The following is a 22,207-nucleotide window of genomic DNA, read 5'->3' as shown; positions in this document are numbered from 1 at the left end:
AATTCGCTATAATTATATATTGCATCAAGTTCGAAACCGGATCAGAGACCCATGGCCCTGCGTGAAATTCTTATCGTTCCAGACCCGCGCCTGAAAAAGGAATGCGAACCGGTCACGGAAGTGAATGATGAGATCAAGACCCTTCTTAATGACATGCTTGAAACCATGTATGCGGCCCCGGGCATTGGCCTTGCAGCGCCGCAGATCGGGGTGATGAAGCGCGTGGTGGTCATGGATGTGTCTGATGACAAGGACAAGCCGGAACCACTGAAGCTGATCAATCCGGAGATCATCTGGGAATCTGAAGAAACCTCGATCTATCAGGAAGGCTGCTTGTCGATCCCGGAACAATATGCCGATGTTGAACGCCCGGCCGAAGTCGGCATGCGTTACATGGATGAAAACGGCGAAACGCACGAGATCGAGGCGGACGGGTTGCTTGCGACCTGCATCCAGCACGAGATTGATCACCTTGATGGCGTGCTATTCACCGATTATCTCAGCGCGCTTAAGCGCAACATGATCCTGAAAAAAGTCCAGAAGCTGCAGAAAACCAAAAAATCTGCCTGAGACGTCTGATCCGAAACGCATGCGAGGGGCCGGCTTTCCGGCCCTTTTGTCTTGTGTGGCTTACGATTTGCGGGGTTTGATGTCGTTCGGATCAAGCCCGACGATCCAGCCCTCGCGCTTAAGAATGCTTGGCGTGCGGGGCAGATGTTCGGGGCGGCGGCCCTCGGCGATTTCGATCAAGCCCATTACGCCGATCAGCGCGTCAAAGGCGTCATCCTTGCCGTGGTCCGACCCAAAGCCATCCTTGATGTCGTCCCAGACGGAACGACTTATTTCAATGCCTTTGGTTTGGGCGTTATCGCGGAGCTTGTGCAGGTATTTCTTGCGGCTGTCTTGAATTGATTTAGTCAACTCACTTGTATCAGAAAGCCAGCCATAGATTTCGCCGGGATAGGTTTCAATCAGGGTGACGCCGGGGGATTTGCTGCAGGCTTCAAGGTCGCCCGCAAACGGCCAGATGTTAAATCCATCGGCATGACCCGGCATGATCAGGTTTTTGAGCCCATGCAGCATTCCCTTGCCGACCTGATTGGCACCAAGCGTCCAGAAGGGCGGGCAGGCGGCGTTGCGTTGGTTGGTGGGGAATTCGCAGGCGCGATGCAGGGCGTCAAAGTTTGGCAGGCCGAGCGCCTTGATCAGGTGTTCGCGTTTTACGCTGCCCTTGATGCCGGAGCTTTGTGGATAAAATGGCCGGGTGTGCCGGATTTGATCCGGCGATTGGCAGACATCAAAGAATTCCTGCCATTCATCGGTTTCAAGCAACCCCAGCAAGGACATGAAGTCTTTGACATTCGCGCCATCATACCACGCATCCAAAAAACCGATTGGCATATCAAGGCCAAGCCAGAGCGCGTCCTTCTTGCCATGGCTGGCAAGCGATTGGCGAAATTGATGGAGCATCCCGACTGGCTCGATGGCGTGGATTTGCCAACCAACTTCCGTGCGGATGGCTTTGGCGACCCATCGGCCCTTGGCCGACAGGCTCCAATCCGCGTGCCAGATATGGCTGACCGGGTATTTCGGCGATTGAGGTAAGGCTTGGCTTGTCATTTGGGCAGGATAACGCCAAATTGCCGCCAGAAGAGTCAAAAGATGAATGGGATTGATATGACCAAGCTGCGCATTGCCTTTATGGGAACCCCGGACTTTGCCCTTGTGGCGTTAAAGGATCTGGTGGCGGCGGGTCATGACGTGGTTTGCGTCTATTCGCAGCCGCCGCGTCCGGCCGGCCGCGGGCACAAGGAAACGCCAAGCCCGGTGCATGCCTGGGCGGCCGCGCAGGGGATTGAGGTCCGTCATCCGGTGTCGCTGAAATCGGCCGAAGAACAGCAGGCTTTTGCCGATCTTGATCTCGATGTTGCGGTGGTCGCGGCCTATGGCCTGATCCTGCCGAAAGCGATTCTCGATGCGCCGAAATTTGGGTGTTTGAATATTCACGCGTCGCTTCTGCCGCGCTGGCGCGGGGCCGCCCCGATCCAGCGCGCCATTCTGGCCGGGGATGCGGCGACCGGTGTGACCATCATGCAGATGGATGTCGGGCTGGATACCGGTGACATGCTTTTGATTGGTGAACTGCCTATTACCTCGGAAACTTATGCCAATGCCCTGCATGATGATTTGGCGGAACTTGGCGGCAGGATGATTGTAGAGGCGCTTGAAAAGCTGCCCAAGGGAGAGCTTGTTGCCACCAAGCAGCCGGAAGAGGGTGTGACCTATGCGGCCAAGCTTGAACGTGCCGAGGCCAAGCTTGATTTTGCTGATGATGCAGCTGCACTCGAGCGCAAAATCCGCGCCTTTACCCCGTGGCCGGGGGCCTACTTCGAGCTCGGTAAGGAACGCATCAAGGTGCAGGCGGCCGAGGTGATTGATCAATCCGGCCCGGTGGGTGAGATCCTTGATGACCAACTGACGATTGGCTGTGGCAAAGGGGCACTTCGCCCGACGCGGATCCAGCGCCCTGGCAAATCGGTGATGGATACCGATGCGGTACTGCGCGGATATGACAAGCTTGCCAAGGGCGTAAAGCTGGGCTGATGGCAAATATAACGGCACATACGGGTGTTGATGTGACGATCCGGCCGGCCTTTAACCGCGATGGCGATGGCATTGCCGATCTGATCGCGATGGTTTTTGCTGACTATCCCGGCTGCGTTTTTGATCGCGCCGGGGAGTTTCCCGAACTTGATGCGATTGCCGATGACTTCAAGGCCGATAATGGCCGGATCTGGGTTGCGGTGGACGATCAGGATCGGGTTCTGGGCTGCTTCGGGGTTAAATATGATGTCAAATTCCGCGAAGGCGAACTTCATAGAGTTTATCTGCATCCGGCAGCGCGTGGGCGCGGCATGGCGCAAAAGCTGATGGGCAAGGCGCTGACATGGTTGGGGCAGGCGCATCCGGAATGCGATTCGGTGATGCTGTGGACCGATACGCGGTTTGAGGCCGGGCATCGGTTTTATGAAAAATGCGGCTTTGCGCGCACAGGCGAAAGCCGCATTCTGGATGACCTTTCCAATTCGTCGGAATGGCAGTTCCGCTTTGATTTTGCGGCCTATCAGAAGGCGCTTGGCTTCTAGGCCGGGTGCCTATCGGTTATTTGCCAACATCACGGGCGGTTTTGCTGGTGTCGGTGGTGCCGTCACTGTTGCGGCGCACCGCACGCGCATCGCGGAAGCCAAGCTCCCACGGCGGAACCGGGGTGAATTTTTCGGCCAGGAAGTCAACAAAGGCGCGCACCTTGGGCGACAGGTGGCGTTTATGCGGATACACCGCCGAAATCCACGCCTGATCATGAACATATTCGGTCAGAACCGGGGTCAGACGGCCGGTGCGGATATCTTCATGCACCAGATATTCGGCCAAGCGCGCCATGCCCAGTCCGGCCAGAACCGCCTCGTGGAGCACGTCACCATCATTGGCCGAGAATGAGCCCTGTGCGCGGAACGCGACGTGACCATCGGGTGTTTCAAAGTGCCAGTCGTTAAAGCTTTCGCGTGACGACAGATGCAGACAGTTATGGTTTTCAAGGTCTTGCGGCTTGCGCGGGATACCGTTCTTTTCAAGATATTCCGGCGATGCGACGATCATGCGGCGGTTGACCGCGTATTTACGCGCAATCAGCGACGAATCTTCGAGTGCTGAGAGGCGAATGGCAAGGTCATAGCCATCGTTGACCAGATCGGTGAATTTATCATCAAGGGTCAGCTCAATCCGAACATCGGGATAGCGCGCAAGGAACTCCGGGATCAGCGGTACCACCTGCATTTTGGTAAAGGCGACCGATGCGTTGATGCGCAAGGTACCGCGCGGGGCGGCGTAAAGCTGGGTGACGACTTCTTCGGCTTCCTCGATCTCATTCAGGATCGTGCGGGCGCGCTCATAAAAGGCGCGGCCTTCCTCGGTCAGGCTGAGCTGACGGGTGGTGCGCATCAAAAGACGGGCACCCAGACGATCTTCAAGGCGCGAGATGTATTTTGAAACAGCTGACGGTGACAGACGCATTGTCCGGGCAGCGGCCGAGAAACTGCCTTCCTCGACTGCATGGACAAAGATTTCCATTTCCGCGGCGCGATCCATATTCAGCTTTCCTATTTATGACGGACATTCACAAGTAATGTGCATATTGAGGTAATTCTCTTTCCCCGTAAAGGAAATTAGATTGAGTTCATCGAGAGCGACACGGCGTCGCAACGAACGAAATTTTAGGAGGTCACCATGGCCACTTACGAAGAAATCACCACCCGTTACATCTCCACCACCGAAATCGAGGCAGGTGTACGTAAAGGTCAGCAGCTCCGCGCTGAATTCGTAGGCTCCTTCTTCCGTAACCTGTTCAAAGGTTCCGAGAAATCAGCCGACGTAAACCATCCGGCCGGCACCGTTGGCGGTGCTGCCTAACTGACGACCTAACTGCATGCGGTCGAGCGCCGATTGATTTCCTCCCCAAGAGGTGCTCCTGCAGGCAGGGACTATGACGACGGTTTCTATCTAGCGTCTTCCTCCCTATTTGACGCTGTTTTCCCGACTGGCCCGGTCACTTTTGTGATCCGGGCCATTTTTTTGCCTAATCGGCCTCTTTGGGGGCGATGTTGGGCGGCATGTAAAAGCCCGGCCGTTCCGAGAACCATGACCCCAGACTGACGATGGCGGCAGCAATCAGGGTGACGACCAGCATGGTGGCAATCGACATGTCGGCGGCAAACATCCAGCCATAAATCGCCGGGCCAATCGCCGATGCCAGCACCATGACAGCGGTCAGCGTACTGCGCACAGCCCCGATTTCATCAAGCGGCACCAGTTCCGGGATGATGGCGGTGCGCAGTGTCGTGGCAAACCCCACCGTAATACCGACCAGTCCCATGTAAATCAGGATCACCCACGGCGTGGTTGTCAGGGCAAGAATGGCAATGCCAATCATCATCGGGATCAGGTGCCAGGGAAACAGGCGGCGCGCCGAATGTTTGTCAATCAGCGGACCACTGCCAAACGCGCCCAGCACCGATGTAATGGCAAACACCGTGAACCCGGCAGCAAACCAGCCAAGCTCGATCTCCTTGCTGTTGGAAATCGCCCCTTGATGGAAAAAGAGCGCGGTCATGATCAAGGGGGGTGCGGCCAGCATCGGCATGCAGAACCAGACATAAAGCGATTTGAACAGGCGGGGGTGATCACTTTGGCTGGTTTCTGTGGGGGACTCGGTGTGATCCGCACTGTTCGGATTCGCGGCGGTGGCCGACTCGGCCGATTTTGCCTGTGATCTTGTGGGCGCCTTGCGGAATTTTGCATCGCTTCGAATAAGCCAGATCGCAACCGGCAGCAGGACCAGCAGAATAAACGCCGCCGACCCGGCATAGGTATATCGCCAGCCAAAGGCAGCAATCAGCGCCAACAAGGTGGCGGGCATGATCGCCTCTGCCAGGGGAAAGCCGAAACTGGCAATCGCCAGCGCCCGACCGCGACTGCGCGAAAAATAGCGCGCGATGCCGGTCATGCTGACATGGCTCATCAATCCCTGACCGGCCAGACGCAACACAAACAGGGCCGCAATCAGCATCCAGACATTGCCGGCGAGCGCAATCATCACACAGCCAAGTGCGAGTAACGCCATGGTGGCAAGGCTGTAGGACAGGATATCGACCTTGTCGATCCAGCGGCCAACGACCGGCAGGCACAGCGCACTGGCAATGGTGATCCCGGCATAGATATTGGCAAATTCGGTTTCATTGAGTGCCAGGCTTGCCGAGATGAAGGGCACAAACAGTGCGACCAGAAACGTCTGCCCGAACGAGGAGCCAAAACTGTGCAACGCGCCAAAGGCAAGTTGGCGGGGCGCTTGGCGAAGCAAGATCAAGAACTGCATGCGGATTCCGGCAAGGTATGAGTGGGGCGCAAAATTAAATAGTATGAGGAATGTATCCGGCGTGTGAACAGCTGTCTACCTGCCCGCATGGGTGGGATGGGATCAGGTGGATCGGGAAGGCGGCAAAGAAAAAGCCCGCAAGCATGACACTTGCGGGCTTTGACTTTCGTCGGGACGGAGATGGTTTAGCTTGCGGCGACTGCCGGTGTCGGGGTGTTCTTTTTGCCCTGCCACCAGTTAAAGCCAAGAACCGCAAGAAGAACGATTGTGCCAGCGATTTCGGCCCGGATGTCGGGATAGAACACGCCGATGGTTGCCGGAACGATGATGATGCGTGAAAGCACATCCATCGGGGCAAACAGGTAGCCTTCAAGGGCGGCGGCAAAGGCGACCAGACACAGGATCGCGGTAAAGCCGGTCCAAAGGACGATCTGGATCGAACCGCCTTCGATGATTTCCGGATTGAAGACCATGAAGGCCGGGATCAGATAGAGACCCTTGGCGAATTTCCATGCCTGAATGCTGGTTTCCATCGGACTGGCGTTGGCAATTGCGGCCCCCGCGAAGCCGGCCAGTGCAATCGGCGGCGTCACGTTACTGTCCTGCGAGTACCAGAACACCACCAAATGCGCGATCAGAAGCGGAATGCCGAATTCGTTCGAAAGCGCCGGACCCACCAGCACGATCAGAACGATATAGGATGCCGTTACCGGCAGACCCATACCGAGGATCAGGCTTGCGATCAGAACCAGAACAAGCGCCAGAACGATGTTGCCACCCGAAAACGCGATCATCATCGACGAGAATTTCAGGCCAAGACCGGTCACGCCGACCACGCCGACAATGATACCGGCAACCGCACAGGCCATCGAGACTGCGACAGCGTTTTTGGCACCAAGTTCAAGGGCGGCAATGGTGATCGCGATGCCCTTGCGGATGGCGGCGATCAGTTTTTCGTGGCTTGGTTTTTCACCCTGCTGCGGGGCGACAAAGAAGAACCACAGCGCATAACGCAGCGCGGCAACCGCCATCACCGACAGAATGGCCCAGAAGCCCACCCTCATCGGCGAGATGTTAAGCACCAGCAGGTAAATCAGAATGCCCAGCGGCAGGATGAACTGCCAGCCTTCCTTGAGAACTTCTTTCCAGTCCGGAAGTTCTTCGACCGGCATGCCGCGCATGCCCTGTTTCAGGGCAACAATATGCACAAACAGATAAACCGTGCCGAGATACAGGATCGCCGGGAAGATCGAGACCAGAACGATGTCGAGATACGGCACTTGGGTATATTCGGAAATCAGGAACGCACCCGCCCCCATCAGCGGCGGGGTGATCTGGCCACCGGTAGACGCCGCGGCCTCAACACCGCCCGCCTGTGCCGGGCGGTAACCGAGTTTCTTCATCAGCGGAATGGTAAAGGCACCCGTGGTGACCACGTTGGCAATTGCCGACCCACTGATCGATCCCATACCGGCCGATGCCAGAACGGCGGCCTTGGCCGGGCCGCCAGGCTTTTTGCCGGTGGCGGCATAGGCCATATCGATAAAGAATTTGCCAGCACCCGTGACTTCAAGGAACGCCCCAAACAGAACGAACATGAAGATATAGGTCGCAGCAACCCCCATCGGCAGGCCGTAAATGCCTTCCTGACCGAGGTAAAGTTGCCCGACAAGGCGATCAACGTCGTTGCCGCGATGGGCAAGAATGCCCGGAAGCCATTCACCAACCCACGGCAGCGCACCGCGCGGACCCGACAGGGCGTAAATGATGGCAACGATACCAATCACGGTCATGCCAAGGCCAACCGCACGGCGGCTGGCCTCCAGCACGGTGACGGTGGCAATCACGCCAATGATCAGGTCGGTTTCGCTCCAGAAACCGGCGCGGTTGATGATTTCATCAAGAAAGAACGTTAGATAGAAACCCGTGGTAAAGGCACCGGCCAGAAAGGCAAGATCAATCACCCAGCCAAGGAAGCCGCGCTTTTTGTTGCTGCCGAAAATCGGGAACATCAAAAAGGCCAGGAACATCACAAACGCAAGGTGAATACTGCGTTGATAGAACAGGCCAAGCGGCTCGATCCCTGCGCCATACATCTGGAACAAAGAGAGTGCGACTGCGACAATCGAGATTGCCCACAGAACCAGTTTTGGCTGTGGCAATCTATCCGTCATGGATGGCAGCGTTGCCTGTTCGGACATGAAATTTATTCCCCGGTATCAAGGCGGATGGTGACACGGGTGTGTTCAGCCATCTTTGAAAGGTTGATTTCGTCACGGTCGGTGACGATGCGGTGGTTCACCGCAAGTGAGCCGACGCGCAACACATAGGCATTGCCGCGTACAGGTTCGTCGATATCTTCGATCCAGTATCCGCCGCCTTCTGCGCTGGTCAGGATCCCGCGACCGGGATAATGACCAAGTCCCGCCGCGAAGTCGGGCTGATAGGCGCGATGGAGAACCATCTTGCCAAGATCGTCGACATAACAGTCAATCACGCCATCACCGGTGACAGAATGGTTCCAATACAGGCACCAGCCGGTTTGACGCGGAATTTCGGTTCTGGCCAGAAGCGCCCCGTCCGCACCGATCACCTCAAGATGATCAATGACGGTGCCGGGCTTGACGTGATCCTGATAGGCCGGGCCAGCACATGCCGTGATCAGGAGAAGAAGGGCGGCCATTGCTGGCCGCCCGAACTTTTGCAGAAGCATCTTACTTGATCAGCTTCGGCGGAATCGGCATGCCGGTTTCTTCGTAGTAACGAAGGGCGCCCGGATGCATCGGGATCGGGGTCGAGTTCAGAGCGAAATCAACCGTGGTGTCGTTTGCTGCCGGGTGGATGGCGATCAGTTCGTCGACCTTTTCAAACAGGGTCTTGGTGATCTGATAAGCCAGTTCCTCGTCCATTTCTTCGTTCACGAACAGAACGTTCGGGGTCGAAATGGTGTTAACCGGTGCAGTTACGCCTTCGTAAACGCCTTTACGCAGGGCGTACGGTGCGAAGGTCGGTTCTGCATCGAGGGCCGCCAGGATTTCATCGTCGGTCAGCGCGATCAGTTTGATTTCACGCGTGGTCGCGAGGTTGAGGATCGAGCTGGTGGGCGGGCCAACGCTCCAGAAACCGGCATCGATGTCACCATCACGAAGAGCATCTGCGGTTTCGTTGAAGTTCAGGCGCTGTTCTTCGATGTCATCATAGGTGATGCCGTTAGCAGCAAGCAGGGTCTGTGCCGAAACTTCGGTGCCCGAGCCCGGTGCGCCAACAGAAACGCGCTTGCCTTTAAGGTCGGCAAGGCCGTTGATGCCGCTGTCGGCCATGGTGACGAGCTGAACAGCGTTCGGATAAATCGACGCCAGCGCGCGAACGTTATCAAGGGTACGGCCTTCGAATTTACCGGTGCCGGTGTAACCAGCATAAACGGTATCAGCCAGACCGATTGCGATGTCACTGTCGCCACGGGCAATCAGGCCCATGTTTTCAACAGATGCGCCGGTGACTTCGGCAACAGCACTGGTGCCGTCGATGTATTTGGTGATCAGTTCCGCAAGGCCACCGCCATACGGATAATAGGTGCCACCGGTACCACCGGTTGCGATTGACAGTTGCTGTGCCGACGCGGGTGCGACGGTCAGCATCATGGCTGCGGCTGCTGCGGTGAGCAGGGTACGGAGCTTCATGATAGTCCTCCCTAGGGTTAAACACTTAAGCGACGAATAGATCCAAGAGATCGTAAAACAATATGGGTCTTCACGTTCGTTGGCGGCCTGTAAACCGGGCCTGTTGTTTTTGGGTTTTCGAAGATGCCGGATGTTGATCGCAACATTGTTGGCCGATCAAGCCAGACGGGCACCCTTCAAAGACCAATTCCAAGAGATGATTTTAAGTCAGCCGTTTGAACCGTCCGAACCGGACCGGCTGTCAGATTTCCTCCCTCGGATTTTTATCAGTTTATCATTTTGGTGTTTTAAGTTGCAATGAGTATGCCAAACAGGAAATAAAATTAACAATTACAAATCAATGACTTAGATTGCTTCAATTTGTCAATTCGGCATAATCTTGCCGATTTACCAAAATGGATCGGCGGATTCTTGCCGATTTGTTGCGCATGCGAACAAAATATCGCAATGCAACAATAACTTAGGCCGGTTTGTCACGCCGGATGTTGAGCTTTTTCATTTTCTCGTTGAGTGTCCGGCGCGGGATATCGAGTTCTTCCATCACCGATTTGACATTGCCGTCATGGCGGTCAAGCGCATCGCGAATGATGCGTTCTTCAAACTCGCGAACCTGATCGGCAAGGGCGAGATCGCCGGTGGGGGCCGTTGTTGTTTCAAAGCCACCCTTGAACAACCGTTTGAAGCGTTCTTCAGGGCTTCCGACCAGAAGAACATACCGTTCGGCCATGTTTTTAAGCTCGCGGACATTGCCCGGCCATTCATGGGCTCTGAGTTGCGCGATCAATGCCGGGGACAGGCGCTCATACGGGCGTTCGAACCGCTCAGCCGCCCGTTCGGCAAAGATATCAAACAAAAGCGCGACATCATCCTGGCGTTCGCGCAAGGGGGCGATGGACAGTTCAAACGTGTTGATGCGAAACAGCAAATCTTCACGGAAATTGCGTTCGGCAACCGCGGCGACCAGATCTTCGTTGGTGGCACAGATCAGGCGGAAATCGACCTTCACCGGTGCGTTGGAGCCCAGACGGACCACTTCGCGCTGTTCAATCACGCGCAGCAATTTGGCCTGAAGGGCAAGCGGCATGCTTGATATTTCATCGAGAAACAGGGTGCCGCCAATCGCATGTTCGATCCAGCCGATCCGTTGGCTTGCCGCCCCGGTAAAGGCCCCCTTTTCATGGCCAAACAGTTCGCTTTCGGCCGTGCTTTCGGGGATGGCGGCACAGTTTACCGCGACAAATTTTTCATCGCGCCGGTCACTCAGATCATGGATGGCGCGCGCGACCAGTTCCTTGCCGGTACCGGTTTCGCCTGAAATCAGAACCGGGACTTCGGTTGGCGCAATATTGGCGATTTCATCCTTGAGGTTCCGCATCGGCATCGAATTGCCGATCAGGCGGGATTCAAGGCTGCCGCGGCTTGCGATCTGACGCCGAAGGTTGCGGTTTTCAAGAACAAGACGGCGCTTTTCAATGGCGCGCTCAAGGCTTTCGACAATGTCTTTGGGCTCGAACGGTTTTTCGACGAAATCATAGGCACCGCTTTTCATCGCCTCGACCGCCATTGGCACATCGCCGTGGCCTGTCATCAGGATGATTGGGATGTCCGGGTCGGCGGCCAGCACGGAACGGGTAAAGGTAATGCCATCAAGCTTGGGCATTTTGACATCGGTCAGGATCACGCCGGCAAATTCGGGGCTGATGTCATGCAGGGCCTGACGGGCATCTTCATAGACCGTGACGTCGAAGTCGGAAAGTTCAAGCCACTGGGCAAGCGAGATACGCATCGCCTCGTCATCATCGACAATGATGATGTGCGGTGTGATCTGAATTTCTGCGTCACTGTGTGGCACTTGCTTGGTGGTCGTCACGGTGTTTTACCCTTGAGTAACGGCAGTCGGACTTCGAAACAGGCCCCGGCCGTTTCGGTGTTATAGGCTTTTATGCTGCCGCCGAAGTCCCGCACAATGCCATAAGTTACCGAAAGTCCCAATCCCACGCCTTGTCCCGGATCCTTGGTGGTAAAGAACGGATCAAACAAAAGCGACAGGGTTTCTTCATTCATGCCAGGCCCGGTATCGGTAATCTGCATGATGACGTCGGTTTTGGTGCTCGTAAGGTCAATGCGGATGCGTTTGACCGAACTGTCGGCCATGGCATCAAGCGCGTTGCGGATGATGTTCACACAAATCTGTTCGATGCGCACAAGATCGGCCTGGATCACCAGTGGCGTATCGGGTTCATTGCGCTCAAGCGTGCATTCTTCCTGCTGCAATTGCGGGCTTAGCAATTGCAGGGTGTTATCAAGGGCGACTTTAAGGTCAACCGGCTCCAGCACGCCAGTGGATTTACGTGAAAACGTCTTGAGCTGGCCTGTGATTGCGCCCATGCGTTCGGTGAGTGCGGAGATCTGGTTGATGTTCTGATCAAGCTTTTCGGTTTTGCCGCGTTCCAGCATAAGTTTGGCACTCGCGCAGAATGTCCGGATGGCTGTGATCGGCTGATTGATTTCATGGGCGATGGCAGCCGACATCTGCCCCAGCGCGGCAAGCTTTCCGGCCTGAACCAGTTCGTTCTGGGTGCCGCGCAGTTCTTCCTCGGTTTTGCGCCGAACGGCGATTTCTTCTTCCAGGCGGATGTTCAGTGCCTGAATGCGGGCAAATTCGCGCGCTTCGCGTTGGGAGGCGAGCTTGAGTTCGCGTTCGCGCAAAAACAGGATGATCAGAATGATCAGTCCGGCACCACTGACGGCAATGAACAGGGCGGCGGCCTGACGGTTGGAAACATAATCCATCGATGTCAGGTAATAGAGCCGCCATTTGCTGTCCTGCATATGTTTGTCATCAAACAGGAAGCGTTCGGAATTGATGGTGACAATGCCCGTACCCTTGGCCAGTTGCTGGCCGATATCAAGGGATGCCAGTTCCTTGCCGGGATATTGTTGATGGCGGACAATCCGGCCACGCACCTCGGGCGAGAGTTCGGACAGGGTGCGGTATTTCCAGTCGCCGCGACTGGTCATGGTGATCACACCGTCTTCATCGGCGACAAAGACGGTTTCCCCGCCTTCCTGCCAGTTGCTTTCGACCTCATCGAGTTCGATCTTCACCACCGCAACGCCGATGATTTCATCGTCACCACGGATCGGGTTGGAAATAAACAGGCCCGCCCGCCCGGTGGTCACCCCGATGCCAAAGAAAAATCCCTCGCCGCCGGTAATCGACTGACTGAAATAGGGGCGAAATCCGTAATCCTCGCCAACAAAGCTGTCGGGTGTGTTCCAGTTGCTTGCAGCAACCGTCATGCCGGTTTTGTCCATGACATAAAGGGCGGCCGCGCCGGATCGTTGTTTGACCCGTTCAAGATACATATCCGCGGTGCGCGGATTGCCGGTGCCGGTGATGGCGGCGATCACTTCGTGATGGCGGGCAACGACATAGGGCAGATAGCGATATTGATCGACGGCCGCGCGCAGCGAACTGTCATAGAGTGCCAAGCGTGCCTGTGCGGTGCGATGCAATTCATTGATCGTCAGATTGCCGGTCGAACTGACAACAAGCCAGACAACAAGTGTCGAAATCAAAACCCCGGCAGCGGTCAGGCTGGCACGGCTGAACTTGCTTAACCAATAGAAAATCGCGACCTCCCGTCGGGTCAGGGATCAATTTGGTTTGTCCCGCGTTCGGGACAGGTGGGCATTTTACCCTGATGCGATGATTGTTATTTGCCGCAGCGGCGCAAAGTCAACAAATACAGCGATGTGACAGATTGCACTGCGACTGTATTCGACAAGCCTTAATTATGCCGCAAGTGGTTATTTTTTCGCCACATTGGAATGTAAATTGTATAGTCACCACACGAATGAGTGAAATGTATCTGTCCAGTAGATGAGGTCCAGGTGAGTAAGATCGCACTTGTTGATGACGACCGTAATATCCTGACGTCGGTTTCGATGGCGTTGGAAGAAGAAGGATATGAGGTCCTGACATATTCTGATGGCTCGGAGGCACTTCATGCCATCACGAAGGAAGAGCCTGATCTTGCGGTGCTTGATATCAAGATGCCCCGTATGGACGGACTGGAACTTCTGACCCATTTGCGTAAGAAAACCGAAATGCCGGTGATCTTCCTGACGTCCAAGGATGACGAGGTTGATGAACTGACCGGCCTGCGCATGGGTGCCGATGATTACATCAAGAAACCGTTTTCCCAGCGTTTGCTGATTGAACGTATTCGCACCCTTTTGCGTCGCGCGGAAATCATGCGTGCGGGCGGTGTTCGCCCGAACGGGTCAGACGATGTTCTGCAACGCGGTGATCTGGTGCTTGATCCGTCGCGCCACATGTGCAGCTGGAAAGGTCAGCATGTTAATCTGACCGTGACCGAGTTCCTGTTGATCCAGGCACTGGCCAAACATCCGGGGCACGTGAAAAACCGTGACCAGCTGATTGATGCAGCCTACGGCGAACATATCTATGTCGATGACCGCACGATCGACAGCCACATCAAACGCCTGCGCAAGAAATTCCGCGAGACCGACAAGGAATTCAAGGAAATCGAAACCCTGTATGGCGTCGGTTACCGGTATCGCGATACAGCCACTGTGGCAGGTTGATCAGGATTTATGACGCGCCGGAGCTTTGTGCTTCGGCGCGCACTCTTTTGCAGGCCCGCTTCCGGGCCGGTTATTGCAGGTTTGAATGAGCGATCTTGGGACTGGTGATCACGACCAGCACACAGGTCCGTCCGAACCCCGGACGACACGGATAGAGGAACGCCACGGGCTGTTTTCGCCTTTGACCTGGCGGATTCTGGCCGTGAACGCGCTGGCACTTTTTGTGCTGGTGGCGGGTATTTTGTATCTGGGCCGCTACAAGCAGGAACTTATTCATTCTGAACTGGAAGCCATGGCGGTGCAGGCCGAAATGTATGCCGCCGCCCTGTCGACGTCGGCTGTGAGTTCCAGTGATGATGCAACCAACCGGGTGAAAATCGAAGTAGCGCGCGAAATGGTGCGCCGTCTTGTCGGGATTACCGGCGCACGAACACGGCTTTTTGCCACCAATGGCAGCCTTTTGGCTGATAGTCGCAGCATCCAGTCACTTGGTGCGGGCACCATTCAGGCCGAACAGCTTCCGCCACCGGGCGAAGAAGATGCCTTTGCCGATATCATGCGCAAACTGACCGATGGCATCCTGACACTGTTTGAGGGTGAACAACCCTTGCCGCTGTATGTCGATCCGCCGGTTGCCAGCGCGGCCGATTACCCGGAAGTGCGCGCAGCCCTGGCGGGCTATTCGCGCGGGGTGGTCCGTGTTGATAGCGAAGGACGCCGGGTTTTGTCGGTGTCGGTGCCGGTTGCACGATTCAAGCAAGTTCTGGCATCGGTAATGATGACCAAAAGCGGCGAATCGATTGAAAACGCCCTGCATGCGGTCCGCCTTGATATCCTGAAAATCTTTGTCTTTGCCTTTGGCATTACGGTGTTGTTGTCGATCTATCTTGCCGGAGTGATCACACGTCCGCTGAACCGGCTGGCACGTGCGGCCGAGCGGGTCCGGCGCAGCAAAAACCGCCAGTTTGCCATTCCCGATCTGTCGGATCGTCGCGATGAAATCGGCGATTTGTCGACCACGCTGCGCGATATGACCGAAACGCTGTGGGATCGCATGGATGCGATTGAACGGTTTGCCGCCGACGTCGCGCACGAGATTAAAAACCCGCTGACGTCATTGCGGTCCGCGGTGGAAACCGCCACGCGCCTTAAGGATCCGGAACGCCAGCGCCGCCTGATGGAAATCATCGCCGAGGATGTGCAGCGTCTTGATCGCCTGATCAGTGACATTTCCGACTATTCGCGTATGGATGCCGAATTGTCGCGCGCCGAAAGCGAGGAAGTCGATCTTGGTGTGCTGCTTTATACGCTGGGCGAACTTTATAACGCCGATGCCGAGGGCCCGCGGATCAAGGTGTCCGTGCCTGAAAACCTCAATGTCCCGGCGCTTGAGAGTCGTCTGACACAGGTGTTCAGGAACCTGATTTCCAACGCGATTACCTTTACGCCCGAGGGCGGTGAAGTGCGCGTGCGGGCATGGCGTGACAAGAACTGGGCCGTGATCACGGTCGAGGATGATGGCCCGGGCATCCCGCCCGGCAAGGAAGAGGCGATCTTTAACCGGTTCTATACCGAACGCCCAGCGATCGAGAAATTCGGGCAGCATTCGGGCTTGGGGCTTTCGATTTCCAAGCGTATCATTGCCGCCCATAATGGCGAGCTTAGTGCACAGAATCGCGTGGTCCGTGACGAGATCAAGGGCGCTGTCTTTACCATTCGCCTGCCGCTCGACTAGGATTTTTCAGCACAGAAAGTGCGAAATGCCTATGCGGGAGGTTAAGTGGATCACGCCCCGGGCTTTTGGGGTTTGACAAGCCAACCTCTGCCAAGCATCGTTTTGCATTATGTCCCAGCTTCACGCAAATTGTGTCCGGATCGGCGCCCATGCGGTGCTGTTGCGCGGAACATCCGGATCTGGAAAATCCGGTCTTTCGCTGCGTCTGATCGACGCGGGCGGCTTTCTTGTTTCCGATGATCGAACCGACCTTGTGGCGCGCGATGGTCGCCTGATCGCCAGCGCACCCGATCAGATTGCCGGGTTGTGCGAAGTCCGCGGCATCGGGGTTGTGCGTGGTTTGCCGCAAAAAACCGAAGGCGACGTGCGGGTTCTGATTGATCTGGTCACCGATCCAAACATGGTTGAACGCATGCCTGAACCCGATTTCGAAGAGATTTGTGGCATTGCGATCCCGCGTTGGACATTATGTGCATCCGATCTGGCCATCGAGGCAAAGATTGGAGTAGCTTTGGCGCTCGCGACGGGTGGAATGACACTTGAACCGTAATCCACAGGACCCAGACTTGCAGAACACTTCGGCGAATTCTTCGGACAGCCAGAATAAGGCCCTGGGGGCGTTTGATGGCAAAAGCGGACTGGTTCTTGTGACCGGGGTATCCGGTGCCGGGCGTACGACGACCCTTAAGATTCTTGAAGATTTCGGCTTTGACGCGGTCGATAACCTGCCGTTGCGTATGCTGTCTGCCCTGGTGCCAGGCGACTGTCGCCCGGAACAGCCGATTGCCATCGGCCTTGATATCCGGACCCGTGATTTCGGCGTTGATCAATTTGTCGAGATTGTCGGTCGCCTGCGCAAACAGACCGGCATGGATCCGTTGATGATCTATGTCGATGCCGACACGACGGTCCTGCAGCGCCGATTTACCGAGACCAGACGTCCGCATCCACTCAGCCATGATCGGCCGTTGGTTGACGCGATTGAACATGAAAAACGCCTGATGGCGCCGATTGCAGCGACCGCGGATATGCGCATTGATACATCGCGCCTGAAATCGGCCGAGCTTCGCAAGATCCTGCAAGACCAGTTCGACATCGGCGAAAATGAAGGCCTTGCGATCTTTGTGCGCAGCTTTTCGTTCCGTCAGGGTGTTCCGGCAGAAGCTGATCTTGTTTTTGACGTTCGCTTTCTGCGCAACCCGCATTATGATCCCGAGCTTCGCCTGATGACCGGAATGAATGCGGCTGTTGGGCAATACATAGAAGAAGACCCGGATTTCGCCGGGTTTATCGACCGCCTGAAGGCAATGCTGGAGCCGATTTTGCCGCGCTATGCGCAGGAAGGTAAAAGCTATCTGACCATTGCGGTCGGGTGCACAGGTGGTCAACATCGTTCGGTTTATATCGCGCGGTTACTCAATGACTGGATTGCCGATCTGGGATATGACACACATCTCAGCCATCGGGACAAACCGGACGAGCCGACCTCGGGGGAGTGAAAAATGGAGAAAACTGCATGATCGGGATGGTGCTGGTCACCCACGGCGATCTCGCGAAAGAGTTCGTATCTGCCTTGCAGCATGTTGTTGGCGAACAGGAAAATGTCGAAGCGGTCTGTATCGGGCCGGATGACGACATGGAACAACGCCGCGCAGATATTCTTGCCAGTGTCGAAAAGGTCGACAGCGGCAAAGGTGTTGTCCTTCTGACCGACATGTTTGGCGGGACCCCTTCCAATCTGGCGATTTCCATTATGGAACAGGCAAATGTCGAAGTCATCGCAGGGGTTAATTTACCTTTGCTGATTAAACTCGCATCTGTTCGCATCGACGGCACCTTGGCCGAAACGGTCAATGCGGCCCAGGATGCGGGGCGTAAATACATCAACGTTGCGTCGCGTTTGCTGAGCGGCGAGGAATAAGTCAGCCACAAAAAGAACAGGGCCGGATGCGCGGGGACAGTGCATCAGGCTTGCGGGGACATACATGGCGCAGAAGGAAAAACGCACTTTAACAATCAGCAACCAGCGCGGATTGCACGCGCGGGCGGCGGCAAAATTTGTTAAACTGGCAGGTGAATTTCAATCGAGCATCATGGTGCGCAACCGTGGCACCGAAGTGTCGGGTGTGTCGATCATGGGTTTGATGATGTTGGCCGCATCGATCGGCACCGAGATCGAGGTCGAGGCCACCGGCCCGGACGCCAAACAGGCGATTGATGCGCTTAACGAACTGGTCGATGCCAAGTTCGACGAAGAATAAGACCGATCCGGCCTTTATTTAGGGCCGAAGATGTCTGGCTTTTCGGAAACAACAAGAACGAGTTGGTAGCAAAGAAGGCTTGCAAGTTCCTCCGACAGATCAAACTGTTTCAGATGAGAATAACTCGGGCGTTCGCCGGGTCATAACCGGATTGGGCGCATCGGGCGGGATTGTGATCGGTCGCGCCTTTGTTCTGGATCGCCAGATCGTCCATGTCAGCCGCAAGCCGATTTCCCAAGATGCCGTGCAGGCCGAATGCAAACGTCTTCATGATGGCGTTGCCGAAAGCATTGATCAGCTCAAACGCCTGAAATCCCAATCATCAAGTGCTGAAAGTGCCGCATCCGAGGAGCTTGGCTTCCTGATGGATGCCTATATCCACATGCTGACCCAATCGCGTCTGGTGCGTGGGGCCGAAGAACTGATCGTCTCGCGCAAGCTTAATGCCGTGCATGCGGTCAGCGAAGTGATCGATGCGATTGCCGAACAGTTTTCGGGCATGGAAGATAGCTATCTTGCGGCACGCGCCACAGACATTCGCGAGGTCGGCCTGCGCCTGATGCGCTGCTTGATCGGTGAGACCGACCGGGCAATGGACAATGCCCCACAGGGGTCCATCCTGATTGCCGAGGATGTCAGTCCGGCCGATATGGCGCGCTTTGAACCGGGCCAACTGACCGCCTTTGTCACCGCCCTTGGCGGGGCAGAGGGCCATACCGCCATCATGGCGAGATCCCTTGGCATTCCGGCCGTTTTGGGGGCTGCTGATATCGTTCGCGGCGTTGCCGGTGGCGATCAAATCATTATCGATGGCGGGCGCGGCGAAGTGATCCTGTCGCCAAGCGATGCCGACATTGAACACTATACCCAACGCCGCGCTGACTGGCTGGCGGCGCGCGAAAAGCTGGCATCCCTTCGCGATGTGCCCTCATCAACGCGTGACGGCATCGATATTGACCTGCATGCCAATATCGAACTGCCAATCGAACTTGCCGCCGCCCTTGAAAACGGGGCGACCGGTATCGGGCTTCTGCGCAGCGAGTTCATGTTCATGAACAAGGACTATCTGCCCGACGAGGACGAGCAATACGAAGAACTTGCCGATATCGTCAAACGCATGGATGGCAAACCGGTCACCATCCGCACCCTTGATATCGGTGGTGAAAAACTGGCCGTCGCGCTTCAAGATGAAATCGTGTCTGGCCCGAACCCGGCCCTTGGATTGCGAGGCATACGGTTATCATTGCGCAAGCCGGAATTGCTTGAAGCACAGTTTGCCGCCATCCTGCGTGCCTCCCTGCATGGATCGGTTCGGGTGTTGCTTCCGATGGTGGTCAACGTGCATGAAATGACGCGTGCGCGTCAGATCTATGAGGCGGTTGCAAAACGCCTGCGCAAGGACGGGCATCCGATCCCCGAAACCCTGCCGCCGCTTGGTGCGATGATCGAAATTCCCGCCGCGGCGCTGGCGGCGGATACCTTGGCGCGCGACAGTGATTTCTTTGCCATCGGCACCAACGACCTGACCCAATATACCCTGGCGATTGATCGCACCGATGATCAGGTGGCGGGCATGTTTGATCCGCTGCATCCGGCTGTGTTGCGCCTGATCCGCGATGTGATCAAGGTGGCCCGCGAACGCGACATCCCGGTCAGTGTCTGTGGCGAGATGGCCGGTGATCCGCGTTATGTGCCGCTTTTCATCGGGTTTGGCTTGCGTAACCTTTCGATGTCGCCGGTCAATCTGTTGCTGGTCAAACAGCGCCTGCGCCGGCTTGATAGTCGTAATTCCGAACATCAGGCCAACCGCGTCATGGAACAATGGGATTCTGCCCGGATTGCCATGATGCTTGATGACTTCAACGATCTCGCCTGAAAAATCCCGTTTCTCATAGCTTGTTGTGATCGGCATCTGTCCCAACATAGGGTACAGTTTTGCCCACAAATATCCTTGGTTTTCCGCCGCGAAAAAGGCCGGGATTTCGGGGCGTGGGCATCTTTGATCTGGTCCGGTTTTGCACGGAATGCAAATTCCGTCAAAAAAGAACTTGAAAACGATATAAAGATATCTTTATATGTGGCCTATAGCGATCAGGGAAATGATCGCAACAGAATTCTTCGGCGTATCGGCAGGATGAAAATTCCATGCGGATGCGCCATTCCTGTTTGATTGGAGACGATATGTCGAACTTTACCGATTACAAGGTCGCTGATATCTCGCTGGCCGGTTGGGGCCGCAAGGAAATCGCGATTGCCGAAACCGAAATGCCGGGCCTGATGGCGCTGCGCGATGAGTATGGCGCGGCCAAGCCGCTTGCTGGCGCGCGCATCGTCGGCTGCCTGCACATGACCATTCAGACCGCAGTTCTGATTGAAACCCTCACGGCACTCGGCGCAGAAGTTCGCTGGTCTTCGTGCAACATCTTCTCCACCCAGGATCAGGCTGCTGCGGCGATTGCGGCTGCTGAAATCCCGGTATTTGCCTGGAAAGGCGAGACCGAGGAAGAATTCTGGTGGTGCATCGAGCAGACCATTTCCGGTCCGAACGGCTGGAAGCCGAACCTGATCCTTGACGATGGCGGCGACGTTACCCAGCTGATCCACGACAAGTATCCGGAACTTCTCGAAGACATCAAAGGTCTGTCGGAAGAAACCACCACCGGTGTGCATCGCCTCTATGAAATGGCGAAAAAAGGCACGCTTAAGGTTCCGGCGATCAACGTCAATGACTCGGTCACCAAGTCGAAATTCGACAACCTGTATGGCTGCCGCGAGAGCCTTGTTGATGGCATCAAGCGCGCAACCGACGTCATGGTTGCCGGCAAGATCGCCGTTGTTGCCGGTTTCGGCGACGTGGGCAAAGGTTCGGCCGCGTCCATGCGCAGCCAGGGTGCACGCGTTCTGGTAACCGAAATCGATCCGATCTGCGCATTGCAGGCCGCGATGGAAGGTTACGAAGTCACCACCATGGAAGATGCAGCGCCGGTTGGCGACATTTTCGTCACCACCACCGGTAACATCGACATCATCACGCTTGACCACATGCGTGCGATGAAAGACCGCGCAATCGTTTGCAACATCGGTCACTTCGATTCCGAAATCCAGATCGGTTCGCTGCGTAACTACAAGTGGGACAACGTCAAGCCGCAGGTCGACGAAGTCGAATTCCCGGATGGCAAACGTCTGATCGTTCTGGCCGAAGGCCGTCTGGTCAACCTTGGTTGCGCAACCGGTCACCCGAGCTTCGTGATGTCAGCATCCTTCACCAACCAGGTGCTGGCCCAGATCGAGCTGTGGAAAAACCACGCGAACTACGAAAACAAGGTTTACGTCCTGCCGAAACACCTTGATGAGAAAGTTGCAGCCCTGCACCTTGACCGTCTTGGCGTGAAACTGACCAAACTGTCGTCCGAACAGGCCGAATATATCGGCGTTCCGCAGGCTGGTCCGTTCAAGCCGGATCATTACCGCTATTAATTGGCGCTACTAATTGGCAGCTGCCGATTTGCATCAAAGCCGGTCTGTTCATTCAGACCGGCTTTTTTGGTGTCCAGATACAAAGCAAGTTGTTAGAAGCATTTTAATCTTGTCAGACGGATGGCGGCCATGCCCCAGCTTGAAATCGAATATTCTGCCCAACTGCCCATCAAGGATGAATTGTCCAAGCTCGTAGTTGATTTGCATTACGTCATCGCCCGCGAGGCCGATGCGGAACTGAGTTCTTTCAAGACCCGGATTACACCGCTGGAAAATGTTGTAATCGGCGATGGCGACCCGAAAAACGCCATGGTGCATCTTGATATCCGGCTGCTGTCAGGCCGGATCAATGCGGTAAAATTCGCCACTGGCGAGGCCGCCCTTGCCGCACTTATCGATCGGCTGGAATGGCTGGTTGGCGATTATCAGGTGCAATTCACCGTCGAGGTGCATGACCTTGATCGGGAAAACTATTTCAAGCATGTCACTGACGGCCCCCGCGCGGCCTGAT

21 protein-coding genes are annotated in these 22,207 nt (G+C 55.9%); 13 read left to right on the top strand and 8 right to left on the bottom strand.

The window, feature by feature from the left end; translation table 11 throughout:
* Window positions 1–51 precede the first annotated feature (51 nt).
* On the top strand, window positions 52–570 hold the full coding sequence (def, locus tag AC5Q5A_RS14315; RefSeq protein WP_063085836.1) for a peptide deformylase: 519 nt from the start codon (window positions 52–54) through the stop codon (window positions 568–570).
* A 60-nt stretch (window positions 571–630) separates the two neighbouring features.
* Here the strand turns inward: def and AC5Q5A_RS14310 are convergent, their stop codons facing one another.
* Window positions 631–1,620, bottom strand: a complete 990-nt coding sequence (locus AC5Q5A_RS14310) for a methyltransferase type 12 (RefSeq protein ID WP_493895690.1) — start codon at window positions 1,618–1,620, stop codon at window positions 631–633.
* A gap of 57 nt (window positions 1,621–1,677) precedes the next feature.
* On the opposite strand from AC5Q5A_RS14310, the gene fmt reads away from it, so the two are divergent.
* Both fmt and AC5Q5A_RS14300 read left to right on the top strand, forming a co-directional pair.
* The gene (fmt, locus tag AC5Q5A_RS14305; RefSeq protein WP_493895742.1) at window positions 1,678–2,604 is read left to right on the top strand and encodes a methionyl-tRNA formyltransferase; all 927 of its coding nucleotides are present in this window, start codon (window positions 1,678–1,680) and stop codon (window positions 2,602–2,604) included.
* On the top strand, window positions 2,604–3,146 hold the full coding sequence (locus AC5Q5A_RS14300; RefSeq protein ID WP_493895689.1) for a GNAT family N-acetyltransferase: 543 nt from the start codon (window positions 2,604–2,606) through the stop codon (window positions 3,144–3,146). Before fmt ends, AC5Q5A_RS14300 begins: the two co-directional genes overlap by 1 nt.
* Window positions 3,147–3,162: 16 nt before the next feature.
* On the opposite strand, the gene AC5Q5A_RS14295 is transcribed toward AC5Q5A_RS14300, so the two are convergent.
* Window positions 3,163–4,146 carry a LysR family transcriptional regulator gene (locus tag AC5Q5A_RS14295; protein ID WP_008889044.1) on the bottom strand — a complete coding sequence of 328 codons (984 nt, stop codon included), beginning with the start codon at window positions 4,144–4,146 and terminating at the stop codon, window positions 3,163–3,165.
* Window positions 4,147–4,284: 138 nt separating this feature from the next.
* On the opposite strand from AC5Q5A_RS14295, the gene AC5Q5A_RS14290 reads away from it, so the two are divergent.
* Entirely contained in the window at window positions 4,285–4,467 is a 183-nt protein-coding gene (locus tag AC5Q5A_RS14290) for a hypothetical protein (protein ID WP_008889045.1), read from the top strand.
* A 166-nt stretch (window positions 4,468–4,633) separates the two neighbouring features.
* On the opposite strand, the gene AC5Q5A_RS14285 is transcribed toward AC5Q5A_RS14290, so the two are convergent.
* The 6 genes from AC5Q5A_RS14285 to AC5Q5A_RS14260 form a co-directional block, all read right to left on the bottom strand.
* Window positions 4,634–5,929 carry an MFS transporter gene (locus AC5Q5A_RS14285; protein WP_493895688.1) on the bottom strand — a complete coding sequence of 432 codons (1,296 nt, stop codon included), beginning with the start codon at window positions 5,927–5,929 and terminating at the stop codon, window positions 4,634–4,636.
* 185 nt (window positions 5,930–6,114) lie between these two features.
* Window positions 6,115–8,130 (bottom strand): TRAP transporter permease, encoded by a 2,016-nt coding sequence (locus tag AC5Q5A_RS14280; RefSeq protein WP_286792034.1) that lies wholly within the window; start codon window positions 8,128–8,130, stop codon window positions 6,115–6,117.
* Between the two features lie 5 nt (window positions 8,131–8,135).
* Window positions 8,136–8,612, bottom strand: a complete 477-nt coding sequence (locus AC5Q5A_RS14275) for a DUF1850 domain-containing protein (protein ID WP_040822600.1) — start codon at window positions 8,610–8,612, stop codon at window positions 8,136–8,138.
* A gap of 31 nt (window positions 8,613–8,643) precedes the next feature.
* On the bottom strand, window positions 8,644–9,609 hold the full coding sequence (locus AC5Q5A_RS14270; RefSeq protein ID WP_008889049.1) for a TAXI family TRAP transporter solute-binding subunit: 966 nt from the start codon (window positions 9,607–9,609) through the stop codon (window positions 8,644–8,646).
* 460 nt (window positions 9,610–10,069) lie between these two features.
* Window positions 10,070–11,479: a sigma-54-dependent transcriptional regulator gene (locus AC5Q5A_RS14265; RefSeq protein ID WP_199679405.1), complete on the bottom strand. Its 1,410-nt coding sequence runs from the start codon at window positions 11,477–11,479 to the stop codon at window positions 10,070–10,072.
* Complete coding sequence (locus AC5Q5A_RS14260; protein WP_063085816.1) at window positions 11,476–13,191, bottom strand: sensor histidine kinase; 1,716 nt, start codon at window positions 13,189–13,191, stop codon at window positions 11,476–11,478. The genes AC5Q5A_RS14265 and AC5Q5A_RS14260 overlap by 4 nt, the downstream gene beginning before the upstream one ends.
* A 315-nt stretch (window positions 13,192–13,506) precedes the next feature.
* Between AC5Q5A_RS14260 and AC5Q5A_RS14255 the strand changes: the two genes are divergently transcribed.
* The 9 genes from AC5Q5A_RS14255 (at window position 13,507) to AC5Q5A_RS14215 (ending at window position 22,206) form a co-directional block, all read left to right on the top strand.
* Window positions 13,507–14,223: a response regulator transcription factor gene (locus tag AC5Q5A_RS14255; RefSeq protein ID WP_008889052.1), complete on the top strand. Its 717-nt coding sequence runs from the start codon at window positions 13,507–13,509 to the stop codon at window positions 14,221–14,223.
* 85 nt (window positions 14,224–14,308) lie between these two features.
* Entirely contained in the window at window positions 14,309–15,958 is a 1,650-nt protein-coding gene (locus AC5Q5A_RS14250) for a stimulus-sensing domain-containing protein (RefSeq protein WP_493895687.1), read from the top strand.
* A gap of 109 nt (window positions 15,959–16,067) precedes the next feature.
* Window positions 16,068–16,508, top strand: coding sequence for an HPr kinase/phosphorylase (locus AC5Q5A_RS14245; RefSeq protein ID WP_493895686.1), 441 nt, complete (start codon window positions 16,068–16,070; stop codon window positions 16,506–16,508).
* A 16-nt stretch (window positions 16,509–16,524) separates the two neighbouring features.
* The gene (rapZ, locus tag AC5Q5A_RS14240) at window positions 16,525–17,457 is read left to right on the top strand and encodes an RNase adapter RapZ (protein ID WP_475351884.1); all 933 of its coding nucleotides are present in this window, start codon (window positions 16,525–16,527) and stop codon (window positions 17,455–17,457) included.
* A 17-nt stretch (window positions 17,458–17,474) separates the two neighbouring features.
* Window positions 17,475–17,879, top strand: coding sequence for a PTS sugar transporter subunit IIA (locus tag AC5Q5A_RS14235; protein WP_008889056.1), 405 nt, complete (start codon window positions 17,475–17,477; stop codon window positions 17,877–17,879).
* 64 nt (window positions 17,880–17,943) lie between these two features.
* The gene (locus AC5Q5A_RS14230; RefSeq protein WP_008889057.1) at window positions 17,944–18,219 is read left to right on the top strand and encodes an HPr family phosphocarrier protein; all 276 of its coding nucleotides are present in this window, start codon (window positions 17,944–17,946) and stop codon (window positions 18,217–18,219) included.
* A gap of 79 nt (window positions 18,220–18,298) precedes the next feature.
* Complete coding sequence (gene ptsP, locus AC5Q5A_RS14225; protein WP_051007567.1) at window positions 18,299–20,095, top strand: phosphoenolpyruvate--protein phosphotransferase; 1,797 nt, start codon at window positions 18,299–18,301, stop codon at window positions 20,093–20,095.
* A gap of 305 nt (window positions 20,096–20,400) precedes the next feature.
* Window positions 20,401–21,696, top strand: a complete 1,296-nt coding sequence (gene ahcY / locus AC5Q5A_RS14220) for an adenosylhomocysteinase (RefSeq protein ID WP_008889059.1) — start codon at window positions 20,401–20,403, stop codon at window positions 21,694–21,696.
* A gap of 129 nt (window positions 21,697–21,825) precedes the next feature.
* Window positions 21,826–22,206: a 5-carboxymethyl-2-hydroxymuconate Delta-isomerase gene (locus AC5Q5A_RS14215; RefSeq protein WP_493895685.1), complete on the top strand. Its 381-nt coding sequence runs from the start codon at window positions 21,826–21,828 to the stop codon at window positions 22,204–22,206.
* Window position 22,207: the final 1 nt, after the last annotated feature.

It is taken from the genome of Thalassospira sp. CA1, from assembly GCF_059052855.1.
This window is presented reverse-complemented; position numbering and strand designations above follow the sequence as displayed.

What these genes read in the sequence shown, in the direction of transcription:
- AC5Q5A_RS14230 (WP_008889057.1), top strand. Translation starts at nt 17,944, where the DNA reads ATGGCGCAGAAGGAAAAACGCACTTTAACAATCAGCAACCAGCGCGGA.
- AC5Q5A_RS14235 (WP_008889056.1), top strand. Translation starts at nt 17,475, where the DNA reads ATGATCGGGATGGTGCTGGTCACCCACGGCGATCTCGCGAAAGAGTTC.
- AC5Q5A_RS14290 (WP_008889045.1), top strand. Translation starts at nt 4,285, where the DNA reads ATGGCCACTTACGAAGAAATCACCACCCGTTACATCTCCACCACCGAA.
- AC5Q5A_RS14310 (WP_493895690.1), bottom strand. Translation starts at nt 1,620, where the DNA reads ATGACAAGCCAAGCCTTACCTCAATCGCCGAAATACCCGGTCAGCCAT.
- def (WP_063085836.1), top strand. Translation starts at nt 52, where the DNA reads ATGGCCCTGCGTGAAATTCTTATCGTTCCAGACCCGCGCCTGAAAAAG.
- fmt (WP_493895742.1), top strand. Translation starts at nt 1,678, where the DNA reads ATGACCAAGCTGCGCATTGCCTTTATGGGAACCCCGGACTTTGCCCTT.
- AC5Q5A_RS14280 (WP_286792034.1), bottom strand. Translation starts at nt 8,130, where the DNA reads ATGTCCGAACAGGCAACGCTGCCATCCATGACGGATAGATTGCCACAG.
- AC5Q5A_RS14250 (WP_493895687.1), top strand. Translation starts at nt 14,309, where the DNA reads ATGAGCGATCTTGGGACTGGTGATCACGACCAGCACACAGGTCCGTCC.
- AC5Q5A_RS14275 (WP_040822600.1), bottom strand. Translation starts at nt 8,612, where the DNA reads ATGGCCGCCCTTCTTCTCCTGATCACGGCATGTGCTGGCCCGGCCTAT.
- AC5Q5A_RS14300 (WP_493895689.1), top strand. Translation starts at nt 2,604, where the DNA reads ATGGCAAATATAACGGCACATACGGGTGTTGATGTGACGATCCGGCCG.
- AC5Q5A_RS14215 (WP_493895685.1), top strand. Translation starts at nt 21,826, where the DNA reads ATGCCCCAGCTTGAAATCGAATATTCTGCCCAACTGCCCATCAAGGAT.
- ahcY (WP_008889059.1), top strand. Translation starts at nt 20,401, where the DNA reads ATGTCGAACTTTACCGATTACAAGGTCGCTGATATCTCGCTGGCCGGT.
- AC5Q5A_RS14285 (WP_493895688.1), bottom strand. Translation starts at nt 5,929, where the DNA reads ATGCAGTTCTTGATCTTGCTTCGCCAAGCGCCCCGCCAACTTGCCTTT.
- AC5Q5A_RS14295 (WP_008889044.1), bottom strand. Translation starts at nt 4,146, where the DNA reads ATGGATCGCGCCGCGGAAATGGAAATCTTTGTCCATGCAGTCGAGGAA.
- AC5Q5A_RS14270 (WP_008889049.1), bottom strand. Translation starts at nt 9,609, where the DNA reads ATGAAGCTCCGTACCCTGCTCACCGCAGCAGCCGCAGCCATGATGCTG.
- AC5Q5A_RS14245 (WP_493895686.1), top strand. Translation starts at nt 16,068, where the DNA reads ATGTCCCAGCTTCACGCAAATTGTGTCCGGATCGGCGCCCATGCGGTG.